This window comes from Occallatibacter sp., from assembly GCF_049802275.1.
Lineage (GTDB): Bacteria > Acidobacteriota > Terriglobia > Terriglobales > Acidobacteriaceae > Telmatobacter.
In genome coordinates this window covers 1-12,136 of the sequence record NZ_JBARMD010000471.1, presented here as the reverse complement: position 1 = coordinate 12,136, position 12,136 = coordinate 1, and the positions used below count along the sequence as shown (strand labels likewise).

Here is a 12,136-nt window from a genome sequence, read left to right as displayed (position 1 = left end):
TATAATTCGCGCATGGCTGTTACTCGCAGGCAAAAGGAAATCATCGACTTTCTGGAGTCTTTCGTGTCGCGCAACGGCTATTCTCCCTCATTTGAAGAGATTGCTCGCGGAATGAACCTGAAAAGTCTCGCGACCGTACACAAGCACATCACCAACCTCGAAAAGAAGGGCCTACTCGACCGGGTCCACAACCGGAGCCGTTCGATCGATGTTCTGCCCCCGGGTGCGCGCAATCGAACCAGCGACCGGTTACCCCTGGCAGGCCGGATCGCCGCGGGACTGCCCGTGGAGACCTCGGAGAATCCCGAGACAATTTCTCTTCACGACGTGGTAGGCAATCGGGATGTGTTTGCCCTGGAGGTTCGTGGCGATTCGATGCGCGACGAGCACATCATCAATGGCGATTATGTCCTGGTAGAGCGCACCCGCACCGCCCGACAAGGTGAAATCGTAGTTGCCCTGGTACACGGCTCCGAAACAACACTTAAGCGCTTCTACGCAGAGGGACAGGTGGTCAGGCTGCAACCGGCAAACGTGGAGATGGATCCCATCTACGTTCCCGCAGCCCAGGTAGCGATCCAAGGTCGGGTACTCGGGGTCCTGCGCAAATATCGTTGAAGGACCGCATTCGCTTTCAAAGAAAATGCCCAGCATTTTGCCGGGCATTTTTCTATTACGCATGTTCGCCTATCAGGCTAAGAGGCGCTGAACCTTTTCTTCGATTACGTCCTGCGGGACATATCCAACGACCTGATCTGCCACTTTCCCGCCTTTGAAAAACAGAATCGCCGGAATTCCCCGAATGCCATAGCGCGATGGGGTAGCAGTATTGCGGTCGACATCCACCTTCGCGACCTTGATTTTGCCTGCATACGCTTGCGCAACTCCATCCACGATTGGCGCGATTGCCCGGCATGGGCCGCACCAGACTGCCCAGAAATCTACGAGCACCGGCTGCTCACTCTTTAGCACTTCCTGTTCAAATGTCGCATCGCTTACTTCCAAAACGCCCGGACCTGCCATGTATCTCCTTGTCGTGCTGCTTCCACTTCAGATTAGCTGAAACGCGCCTCTATAGGATGCTTCAGGGAGCCAATTGGACGCAATCCGACTCAGGGCCATTACCTCAAAATAAGGGAGTCCCAGACTCTGGATCCTGGCAACGCGATGCGTTGCCAAGGGCGAAGCCAATCGTTTTATTTCAGGTCAAATTAAAAGCGCCCGGATCCGTTGCCGGATCACGGGCGCTAGAGCAGCCCTCCCCCAGAACTGCCCACGGAGCGAATTTAGGTTGTCTTCGGTTCAATATCAAGGAAACTTAGGTAATCGGATCGGTAATCGACGGTAGGTGATTTATCTCACAGTTATCCCGCGTAGCACAAAGTAACTCATCAGTGAACAGGCCTATGTCGGCGAAAACCGTCGTAGGTTATTCAATCGATTGAAACGAGGCCTTCGCGCCATTCTCCTGAAAGCAGCATGTCAGCAGCCTGGGAGCGGGGAGGTCCTGCATTGCACCGAGAATCTTTTCGGAAGCTTCTGCGACGCGTGCATCGTCATCCACGATGACAAGAACCGCCGGTCCGGCGCCGCTCAAACCCACTCCGAGAATTCCGTTGGTTCCAGCCAGGGGAAGCAGGCTGGGGAGTTGCGGGCACATGTCTGCCCGATAGGGCTGGTGAATCCGGTCCCGCATAGCCACACGCAAAAGGTCTCCTTGCCCCTGGGCGAAGGCCAGGCCAAGCATGCTGGCGGCCTGAATATTTGCCACCACGTCTGCGCTCGAATAGCTTGCCGGCAGAACGGCTCGAGCCTTGCTGGTTGCGAGGGACTGTGATGGCAGAACGACAATAACGCGCCAGTCCCGTGGTGGATTGACGCGCGCTACGCGCACTGCTCTTCCCTCGTTGGCGGCGGCCACGAAGCCGCCCATCCAGCAGGCGGCGGCGTTGTCCGGATGGCCTTCCAGAGCACATGCCTCCTCCAGAATGCGTTCGGCGCCCCAGTCGAGTTCCCCGAAGTGCGTGGCCATGGCGATGGCGGCCAGGCGGCCCGCGGCTGACGAGCCGCACCCCATTCCCAGCGGGATGTCGTTATGCATCCGGATGGCTAGTGATGTTAGCGGTCTTCCGTTCTCGGCGAGAATCCGGCTGTAGTTATCCAGAATAAGGTTGTGCTTCACGCGAGAACATACATCGCTGTCCTGTCCCGTTGCGGCAATGGAAAACTCCGCCGCCGTTTCTGCCTCAATGTCCAGAAAGAAGTTCAAAGCGATGGCTACGGCATCGAATCCCGACCCGAGGTTGGCGGAAGTGGCCGGCAAGCGCATGCGGAAGATTTTGGCGCCGCTTCTCATCCAACCAATCCCTTCAACGTGGCCAGTACAGCAGATGGCGTTGCATCGACAACCACAGCGTTACGCTGCAGAGCTGCGATCTCCGTTTGACGCCCAGCGGCCTCGTTGTCGGCGAGAAGCGTTCCGCGATGGAAGTTGATGGTGTAGTCGGCGTCCTTGAGCGTGTGCCCGGTGAGCAGGAGCACGACTGTGTCGCTGGCGGCCACTTTGCCCTGCGCGCGGAGTTTCTTGAGCCCGGCCAGCGTTACCGCTGAGGCAGGCTCGCAGCCCAGACCTTCCGCTCCGAGTTCGGCCTTGGCGACGGCAATTTCAGCTTCGCTCACGTCGAGGCACCACCCACCGGTTTCCTTGATCGCGTATGCTGCTTTGCGCCACGAAGCCGGGTTGCCAATGCGAATGGCAGTTGCGCGCGTGTGCGCCTCAACCGGTTCCATGTGTTCGCCGTTGCTCTCGGCGAAACTGCGTGCGAGAGGATTCGCGCCTTCGGCTTGAATCACGGAGATCCGCGGCATCCGAGCTACCAGACCGAGTTCGCGTAACTCCCGGAAGCCTTTGGCGAGCGCTGAACTGTTCGCCAGATTGCCTCCGGGGACGATCAAGTGATCGGGAACCGTCCAGTCAAAGGCTTCGGCGATTTCGAAGGCGGGAGTCTTCTGTCCTTCGAGCCGGTAGGGATTCACAGAGTTGAGCAGGTAAATGGGAGCCTGCTTTACGATCTGCGTCAGCACACGCACGCACCCATCGAAATCGGAGTTGAGCTGACAAGTCACGGCGCCGTAGTCCATGGCCTGGGAAAGCTTGCCCCACGCGATCTTGCCTTCGGGGATCAGTACCAGGCTGCGCAGGCCTGCACGCGCGGCATAGGCCGCCATGGCCGCCGAAGTATTCCCGGTGGATGCGCATGCCACCCACTCGAATTCACGCTCGCGCGCTACGCTGAGGGCGGCGGTCATGCCCGTATCTTTGAACGAACCGGTGGGATTCATGCCCTGGTGTTTTGCGAAAAGCTGGTCGATGCCGAGCGCTTTGGCTGCCCTTTTCAATTTGTACAGTGGGGTATTGCCTTCGTGCAGGCTCACCGCATTGCCGAAGTTGTCGAGGATTGGCAAGAGCTCGCGAAAGCGCCAGACGCCGCTCTGATCCAGAGCTTCGCTTGAGCAGCGCCGCTCGCGCCACAGCCACTTGAGCGCGCCTGGATTTGGCCTGTTGTGGCCTTGGCGCTGACCCCAGCCTGCGTATTCAACCTCAAAAAGATCGCCACACTGCACGCATCTGAAATCAGGACTTGCCTCATGCCCCGCGATGCGCGCACCACAACCAAAACACCGTAACGTGTGCAGATTCTCGTTCATGCCTTGGTGTTAGCGTAACAGAGCATTGGGCGACTCTGGTCCGGCAAGAAATCCGCTGATTACCGCATTGAGCTTGCGTCTGGATTGTGAATCAGGGACGTTTAAAACCCCAACATTACCGGTTCCATTTGCAGTTCGATTGCGAACTGCTCAGCAACTGCCGCTCGGATCTTGTCGGCCAGCAACATGATCTCGGCCGACATGGCTCCGCCGCGATTCACAAGCGCGAGCGTGTGTTTGGTTGAGATTCCTGCGCGGCCAAGAGCATAGCCTTTCGTAAATCCGGCTTTCTCGATGAGCCATGCAGCGGGTAACTTCACGCAGTTCTCGCTGCCGGGGTCTGCGGGAAAGTGCGGAGGCCCAATTCCGGCCGCCGACGCCACTGCCGCCACCCTCTCTGCACTCAAGATCGGATTTTTGAAGAAGCTGCCGGCGCTGCGGCAGTCGGGGTCGCCTTCGACAATAAGCATGCCCTTTGATTTGCGGATGCTTCGGACGGTTTCAGCTACAACGTGCAGTCGGGGTGTGGCGCCCGCCGCAAAGTGTCTTTGCAGGTCGGCATATTTCACGGTCGGAGCGCCGTGTAGTTTTAACCGATAGGCGACACGCGTAAGAATATAACGGCCTCGATCCGTCGTGTTGAAGCGGCTGTGCCGGTATGTGAATGCACACTCGGGCGCGCTGAATTCCACAAACGCGTGCTGCTGCAAGTCGAAAGCTCGCACACGGTCGATCGTGGAGGAAACCTCCTGCCCGTATGCGCCTACGTTCTGCACCGGAGTTCCACCGACGGTGCCGGGAATGCCGGCGAGGCACTCCAGTCCAGCGCAATCTTCGTCAACCGTTCTTTGCACGCACTGGTCCCAATCTTCGCCGGCCGCAACTTCATAGACGCGCTCGTCTGACGAGGCCGCGCCTTCGCGAACATTAATTCCTTTGAGCCCGATGTGAAGGAGCAGTCCATTGAACCCGGCATCGGCCACCAGCAGATTACTGCCGCCTCCGAGCACGAAGAGTGGAATGCTTCTTTCGCGAGCCCAGGCAGCGGCCTCGGCGATCTCTTCTTCGTTCCCTGCCTGGACAAACCACCGCGCAGGACCACCCACTCCCAAGGTTGTAAGCGGCGCAAGCGGCTTGTTTTCTTCAATGCGCATCGATGCAAGGCTACACTACAGACCGCAGCGGGGGAGCACAGTCGGGGCGCAAATAGTGTGCTGCATCACATCCTTTCTGTAGAATGGAACAAGGCAAGCCGGCTTCACGCCGCTAGACCCATTGCCGGAGGTTACATGTACCCAGAGATTATGGTCATTCCCATGCGCGAAGAACTTACCCGCGCTGGAATCAACGAAACCCGCAGTGCCGAGGATGTCGATGCAGCCTTGGCACAACCGGGGACAACGCTCCTGGTGGTGAATTCGATCTGCGGATGCGCCGCAGGCAAGATGCGGCCCGGCGTGCGGCTGGCGCTGGCTAATACGGCCAACGCGCCCGATCACAAGATCACGGTTTTTGCGGGGCAGGATCGCGAGGCCACAGAAAAGGCGCGCAGCTACTTCGAGGGCCATCCGCCGACTTCGCCGGCCATAGCAATTTTGCGCGATGGCAAGCTTGTTTATCTCATGCAACGGTTCGTCATCGAGCAGGCAACAGCACAACAGATCGCCGGCGAGTTGATCCGCGCATTCGACGAATTCTGCGCAAAGACGACTGCCTAGCGCGCGGCAAAGTTGGATCGAAAGCGAACGGCCTCCCGCGAAGGAGGCCGTTGCTGTTTGCGGAAGATTGCTATCAGTCGCCTTGCACAGCCTGTGGTTCGGGCAGTTGTTGCACCTTGCTGTGGTTCCGCGAATAGCCGAAGTAAATAACCAGCCCTATAACCAGCCAGATGATCATCACTTCCCATGTAAACAGCATCAGGCGCGTCATAAGGTAAACCGCGGAGAGAATGCCCAGGATCGGCACCAGCGGCACGAATGGCGTCTTGAACGGCCGTTCCATATGGGGATGGCGCACCCGCAATACCCATACGCCGGCCGACACAATGGTGAAAGCCAGCAGAGTGCCGATGTTGACGAGTTCAGAGAGTACTTCGATGTTGAAGAACGCCGGCATGATGGCAGCAAAGGAGCCAAACACGATCGTCGTAATCCACGGGGTGCGAAATTTTGGGTGCACGGCTGAAGCCCATTTCGGCAGCAGGCCGTCCTTTGACATCGAGTAGAAGACGCGCGTCTGGCCGAGCAGCATCACCAGCATGACCGTAGCGAGCCCGAACACCGCGCCGATCTTCACCAGCAGCGAACCCCAGCCTACCCCAGTCGCGTCAATCGCAAGCGCCACAGGCGCGGAGACATTCAGCGTCTTGTAGCTCACCAGGCCGGTGAGAACCAGCGAGACCAGGATGTAAAGGATGGTGCAAACCACCAGCGATCCAAGAATGCCGATTGGCATATCGCGTTTGGGATTCTTCGCTTCCTGCGCCGCGGTCGAAACCGCATCGAAACCGATATAGGCGAAAAAGATGGATGCCGCTGCCTTCGGAATTCCACCCCATCCGAAGTTTCCCTTCCCGTCCGGCGGAGGCACAAAGGGATGCCAGTTCATCTTCGCGATCTCAGGATGCTTGAAAAGAAACCATCCGCCAACCACGAGGAAGACGCAGACAATCGTGACCTTGATGATCACGACTGCGGAGTTGAAATTGGCTGACTCCTTGATACCGATCACGAGGATGGCTGTGATGACCATGACAATTGCCACAGCAATCAGGTTGACCACGCCGGTCGCGTGCGGCAAGCCGGCATCGCTCACGCCTGGGGGCAGCGACATCAACTGCAGCCACTGATCGTGATAGAAAACAAGCGGCGTGCCCGGGGTAGCGGTAAGCTGCGGAGGAAGATAAATATGGAATTGCTGCAAGAGGCTGTTGAAGTAGCCCGCCCAGCCTGAGGCCACGGTGGAAGCGCCAAAGGCGTACTCCAGCGTAAGGTCCCAGCCGATGATCCATGCCACCAGTTCACCGAGCGTCGCGTAGCCGTAGGTGTAGGCCGAACCGGCAATGGGGATGATGGAGGCGAATTCCGCGTAGCACAGCCCGGCGAAGGCGCAGGTCAGGCCTGCCACCACAAAGCTCAGTGATACCGCCGGACCCGCGCGAAGTGCCGCAGCCTGGCCTGTGAGCGTGAAGATGCCGGCGCCGATAACTGCACCAATGCCGAGCGTGACAAGGTTGACCGCTCCGAGTGAGCGCTTGAGTGTATGTTCGCCCTGCTCCGCGGCTTCTTCGGTGAGCATCGACATCGGTTTGGTTCGTAACAGATTCAACATGAGTGAGGGGCATCCTCCACAAAGGCTTTACGTACGGCTTGTCACTATTGCGCTCGGTGGTACAGACCGGCGCGACCAGAAGAGATAGACCGGGATTCCCAGCAAAACCAGAACCAGGCCCGGCCACGTGTATTGGGGCTTGTATCGCAATAATACGATACAAATCCAGGAAGCCATGACGATGTAGAGCGCGGGAAGAAAGGGGTAGCCGAGCGCCTTGTACGGACGGCTTGCCCCTGGCTGCTTTACACGCAGAACGAACAGCCCGAGGATCGTCAGGATGTAAAAGACGAGCACGGCGAAGATGATGTAGTCGAGCAACTGGCTGTATGAGCCGGAGACACAAAGCAGCGCCGTCCAGCATGCCTGCACGAACAGACCAGCGGAAGGAGTTTTGTACTTTTCGCTCAATTTGCCGACGGACTTGAAGAAGAGTCCGTCCTGGCTCATCGCGTAGTAGACGCGCGCGCCCGCAAGAGATAGTCCGTTGGCGCATCCGAACGTGGAGATCAGGATTGCCGCAGCCATGAGATAGGCGCCGCCAGAGTGGAAAACGACTTCGAGCGCCGCTGTTCCCACGCGATCTTCCGATGCATATTGAAGGCCCCGCGCCAGCGCTGTGGCTCCATGCGGATCGCCGTGCATCGGCAACACCATCAGGTATCCGAGCGTAGCGAGGAAGTAGACCGTCACCACGAAGCCGGTTCCCATGATGAGTGAGAGCGGAATGTTCCGTCGCGGATTCTTCACTTCCCCAGCTGTGAACGTGATGTTGTTCCATGCATCGGCGGAGAAGAGCGAACCTACTTGCACCACGGCAAGAATCACGAGCAGGTTTACAAAGACGACGGGGCCGCCGATTCCTACCTGGACTGGATGCATCGCGCTCCAGCCTGCGTTCTTCCAGAACTCGATGCCGCCTGAGCCGAAGTTCGCCGCCATTGCAGTTGCGTTGCGTCCGATGGTGAGGGTGAGCAGAACCAGCGCGGCCAGGGATAGCGCTTTGGCGGAAGTGAAGACATTTTGGATCATGGCGCCCAACTTCACGCCAAACATGTTCACGAAGGCCAGAAAGAAGACGATTACGATCCCGGTGAGGTTGGCAGTATTAACGCCGATCTCCATGTTGCCGAGCACCATTGGGCCGACGGTGACGGGCGGGACATGGGCGATATGCCACAGCCAGTGTGTGGTTGAGATGGTCGGGAAGAAGACGCCAAGGAATTTGCCGAAGGCCACGCAGACGGCGGCAATGGTGCCGGTCTGGATGACCAGGAAGAGGGTCCAGCCGTAGAGGAAACCCCAAAGCGGTCCCAGCGACTCGCGCAGGTAGACGTATTGGCCGCCAGCTTTGGGCATCATGGCGGCGAGTTCGCCGTAGCTGAGAGCGCCAATCACCGTGAGAATGCCGGTGACTACCCATGCGCCGAGCACAAGAGCCGGAGAGTTAGCCGTACGCGCGATGTCGGCATCCACAAGAAAAATGCCCGAACCAATCATGGAACCGGCAACGAGCGCGGTGGAACTGAACAGCCCAAGTGTCTGCACCATTGTGGGCGCTGCTGGGGATTGGGCGGGGCTTTCGACGGAGGTGAGGTTAGGAGTTGCCACTGGGCTTGTTTTATCTGAATTTAAAACAATTGTCTTGGGTAATTTTGACGTCGGCGTTCGTCAACGGAATCCTGTGGGTTAGCCGAATTGGTCTTTCCATCGTCTGAATTCTGCCGCAGGATCGGAGGTGTGAAAAATCGCTTCGGAGACGGCCACCATGTTGACACCTGCGTCCAGAACGGCCTGCGCGGTCTCGAAGGTGATTCCTCCGGCGGCGCTCAGCACCAGGCCGTAGCCTGCCTGCATGCGAAGCTTCCGCACGCCTTCAACGCCGATGGGCTTTTTGGTGGTCTGCTTGGTCCTGGTCTCGAATACGGGACCGATTGCGAAATAATTTGCCGGTTCGGTAAAGACACCCGGCAGGAGAGACTCGCTGCCGCCGAAAGTGCCAATGATCTTCTCGGGACCGAGGAGCCATCGCCCTTCGCCTGGAGTTACGTCTACCTCGTCGAGATGAACGCCATCAAATCCAACTTCCAGAACGAGATCTTCCCTGTCATCGAGAATCAGCTTCACCTTGTCTGAAGGCATGGCCTCGCGCAGGGCGATCGATTGCTTGATGAGATCGGCGGTTGAGTCGACCTTGTTCCTGAATTCGAGCAGGCGCACACCTGCCTTTGTCAGGGCACTTCCAAGCTTGCTGAGAAACTGCGGACGACCTGTCAGAGGGAGGATCGATGCATCAAGGATCGGATAGATTTTGGGGTAACGAAAGACCATGGACCGAGATTAGCCCTCAAGAAGGAACCCACCAGCATAGCAGCGCACGCCGTTCCCCCGAAGCCGGCCCACACGATATCCCGTGGTCCTGAGGCTGGGCCGGGCTCGCGCATGGAGTCCGACCCGGTGGTATCGCTTTGGGCCGCACTTACATCTCGTCGGCTGACGGGCCGTACATTCCGGGAACCTTCTTGTCGAGCAGTCGAAGGTAGACACCGAGTTGGGCGCGGTGGTGGACGAGGTGGTTCAGCACCCAGGTTCGCCAGACGTTGTACTTGGTGTCGTCGATCCAGGTCTGATCGCCGGCGACAAACTTCCAATTCGAATCCCACCTGGCAGGGGTCATCTTCGCCAGTTCCTGCTTGACCTCAGTGATTTGCTTATCAAAGCGCGCCAGCAGGTCTTGCTTATTCGTGGGAGTGTCGGGCTTCATATCAGGCGTCCAATCAAGCCGATCGCGAGTAATCGTGTGGAGGGCCCAGTCGCCGTTGGTGTCGCTTACGTGACCCGCCAGGCTGCCGAGAGACATCGACTTGGTGTGAGGTTTCCAGGCAAGGTCAGCATCGTCGGGAAGGGCTTCGAGGGTTTTGCGCGTCCGATCGGTTTCACGGTCGTATTCAGCAATAAGTTCTTTTTGAAAGTCCATGTTGCAACCTCCATGTTGCGAAGGCCAGCATACACCGGATTTCTGTGAGAAGGCGAAGAAAAAGCGATAATTCTTTAAGACGGATCCCGGACGCCGTGAGCCGGCTTTTTAGATTGAATGTGCTGCTTCCGACACGACGGGCAAACCTGCAGCGTCCCACGCAGCCAGACCGCCTGCGATCTCGATGAGGTTGGTGATGCCGTGCTGGTGGAGGATGCTGGCGGCGATGGATGACCGGTAGCCTCCGGCGCAGTGCACGGCGACGCGCCGATTACGCGGAACCTCGTTGATGCGCTCCTGCAGGTGATTCAGCGGAACATTGATGCTGCCGGCGATGTGCTTCATTCCCCACTCGCCCGGTGCGCGAACATCCAGGAGAAACGGCGGATCGCGGGCTTCCAACTCTTCGGCTGCGATCAGGACGCTGCTTCGTTCTGTGGGCCAGACAAGGTCAGGTCGTTCGGCGAGAGACTCCATGCCGTTGCGCAAATATCCCATGATGTGATCGAAGCCGATGCGACCGAGGCGCAGAGCAGCCTCCTGTTCGCGACCTGGCTCGGCAATGATGACGATGGGCTTCGCTCGATCAAGAACTGTGCCGGCCCATGTGGCGTATTGGCCACCGAGGCCTATGTTGATGCTGCCGGCGAGATGGCCTTTGGCGTATTCCGCGGCGTCCCGCACGTCGAGAATCTGCGCTCCTTTGTCGCCAAGCCGGAGAACCTCGTCGAGTTCGACGGGTTTGAGACCTTCTTCGAGCGCCTTGTCGAGCGTGGCGCGCTCGCGGGTGTTGAGGATTGCGTCGTAGGTAAAGTAGGGCGGCGCGTCGGGCTGGTCGGCGGTAACCAGACACACGAATTCCTCTTTGGACATCGGCTTCAGCGCGTAGTTGAAACGACGCTGGTCGCCGAGCGATGAAACAGTATCGGAAGAAAGTTTTTTGCCGCAGAGCGAACCAGCGCCGTGAGCGGGATAGACGAGTACATCGTCGTGAAGCGGAAGCAGTTTTGTGTGCAGCGAATCGTAGAGATGGCCGCCGAGTTCGTTTGCGGTCCAGCCGAGGGAGGCGCGCAGGTCGGGGCGCCCCACATCGCCGATGAAGAGGGTGTCGCCGGTGAGGACTGCGTACGGCTTCGTTTTGTCTTTGGCGAGATCGAAAACCAGAATCGAAATCGACTCGATGGTGTGACCGGGCGTGTGCAGCGCCTGGAGGCGCATCCCAGGAAATTCGAGCGTGTCGCCGTCGCTCATCGGAATGAATGCATATTCGGCCTTGGCCTGCGAGCCGAGATGAATCGCTGCGTTGCAGCAGTCGCGCAGTTCCAGGTGGCCGGCGATGAAGTCCGCGTGAAAGTGGGTGAGAAAGACATGGCGGATGTGGAGGCCAAGCCTTTCCGCGTCGGCGACGTACTGATGAATGTCGCGCTGTGGATCGACGATGACCGCGGTTCGGCTCACTTCATCGCCGAGGAGGTAGGAAGCGTGTGCGAGACAGCCTAGATAATACTGTTTCAGGACCATGAGAGTGCGAGTCTAGCATCCACCCGTCGCGGCGGTCAGCACGAATTTCATTGCTTCACGGCGTTCCCAGTCGGTAGCGCGAATGCCACGTACATGCCGCCCTGCGGATCGTTGGGCGCGCGCGCGTTGCTGGCGGCGATGACGATGTACTGGCGGCCGTCGATCATGTAAGTGGAGGGCGTAGCAACGCCGGAGAACGGCAGTTCTGCCTCCCACAGGAGGTTGCCGGTGCTGGAATCGAAGGCGCGCAGCTTGTGATCGTAGACTGTAGCTCCAATGAAGAGGACCCCGCCCGCAGTGACAACGGGGCCGCCGTAGTTCTCAGTTCCGGTGTTCTTCATTCCCTGTTTTGCAAGCGCCGGATATTCGCCGAGCGGAACCTTCCAGAGATACTTGCCGGTCTTGAGATCGATGGCATTCAGCGTTCCCCACGGAGTTGAAATCGCTGGATAGCCGTCGGGGTCGAGAAACTTGCGGTAGCCGGTGAAGATGTATTTGTTTGACCACTCCTGGGGGTTGGATTCCCGGGCCTGCAAGGTTGTGGGGACTTCGAGGAAGCGGAGCAGGGCTTCGAGGTCGGGTCCATTTACATCCATGCCG

Annotated in this window: 12 protein-coding genes; 2 read left to right on the top strand and 10 right to left on the bottom strand. The window is 58.5% G+C overall.

All coding sequences use genetic code 11. The features are described from left to right. The first annotated feature begins 12 nt into the window (after positions 1–12). The gene (lexA, locus tag WA354_RS16290) at positions 13–618 is read left to right on the top strand and encodes a transcriptional repressor LexA (RefSeq protein WP_472814077.1); all 606 of its coding nucleotides are present in this window, start codon (positions 13–15) and stop codon (positions 616–618) included. Between the two features lie 72 nt (positions 619–690). Here the strand turns inward: lexA and trxA are convergent, their stop codons facing one another. From trxA to WA354_RS16270, 4 genes are all read right to left on the bottom strand, one after another. Next, positions 691–1,023 (bottom strand): thioredoxin, encoded by a 333-nt coding sequence (gene trxA / locus WA354_RS16285; protein ID WP_472814076.1) that lies wholly within the window; start codon positions 1,021–1,023, stop codon positions 691–693. Between the two features lie 406 nt (positions 1,024–1,429). Continuing rightward, complete coding sequence (gene thrB / locus WA354_RS16280; protein ID WP_472814075.1) at positions 1,430–2,356, bottom strand: homoserine kinase; 927 nt, start codon at positions 2,354–2,356, stop codon at positions 1,430–1,432. Beyond that, a complete protein-coding gene (gene thrC, locus WA354_RS16275) occupies positions 2,353–3,708 on the bottom strand; it encodes a threonine synthase (RefSeq protein WP_472814074.1) in 1,356 nt (451 codons plus the stop codon). Before thrC ends, thrB begins: the two co-directional genes overlap by 4 nt. Positions 3,709–3,809: 101 nt before the next feature. After that, positions 3,810–4,862, bottom strand: coding sequence for a UDP-N-acetylmuramate dehydrogenase (locus WA354_RS16270; protein WP_472814073.1), 1,053 nt, complete (start codon positions 4,860–4,862; stop codon positions 3,810–3,812). 135 nt (positions 4,863–4,997) lie between these two features. Between WA354_RS16270 and WA354_RS16265 the strand changes: the two genes are divergently transcribed. Next, on the top strand, positions 4,998–5,426 hold the full coding sequence (locus WA354_RS16265; RefSeq protein WP_472814072.1) for a BrxA/BrxB family bacilliredoxin: 429 nt from the start codon (positions 4,998–5,000) through the stop codon (positions 5,424–5,426). Positions 5,427–5,499: 73 nt separating this feature from the next. Here the strand turns inward: WA354_RS16265 and WA354_RS16260 are convergent, their stop codons facing one another. The 6 genes from WA354_RS16260 to WA354_RS16235 all read right to left on the bottom strand — a co-directional run. Further along, positions 5,500–7,038 (bottom strand): amino acid permease, encoded by a 1,539-nt coding sequence (locus tag WA354_RS16260; protein WP_472814071.1) that lies wholly within the window; start codon positions 7,036–7,038, stop codon positions 5,500–5,502. Between the two features lie 27 nt (positions 7,039–7,065). Then, complete coding sequence (locus WA354_RS16255) at positions 7,066–8,589, bottom strand: APC family permease (RefSeq protein ID WP_472814070.1); 1,524 nt, start codon at positions 8,587–8,589, stop codon at positions 7,066–7,068. Between the two features lie 138 nt (positions 8,590–8,727). Next, complete coding sequence (locus WA354_RS16250) at positions 8,728–9,369, bottom strand: thiamine phosphate synthase (protein ID WP_472814069.1); 642 nt, start codon at positions 9,367–9,369, stop codon at positions 8,728–8,730. Positions 9,370–9,517: 148 nt separating this feature from the next. Beyond that, on the bottom strand, positions 9,518–10,015 hold the full coding sequence (locus WA354_RS16245) for a DinB family protein (RefSeq protein WP_472814068.1): 498 nt from the start codon (positions 10,013–10,015) through the stop codon (positions 9,518–9,520). Between the two features lie 108 nt (positions 10,016–10,123). Next, a complete protein-coding gene (locus tag WA354_RS16240) occupies positions 10,124–11,473 on the bottom strand; it encodes an MBL fold metallo-hydrolase (RefSeq protein ID WP_472814067.1) in 1,350 nt (449 codons plus the stop codon). Between the two features lie 110 nt (positions 11,474–11,583). Further along, on the bottom strand, positions 11,584–12,136 hold a 553-nt coding region (locus tag WA354_RS16235), incomplete at its 5' end, for an outer membrane protein assembly factor BamB family protein (RefSeq protein ID WP_472814066.1).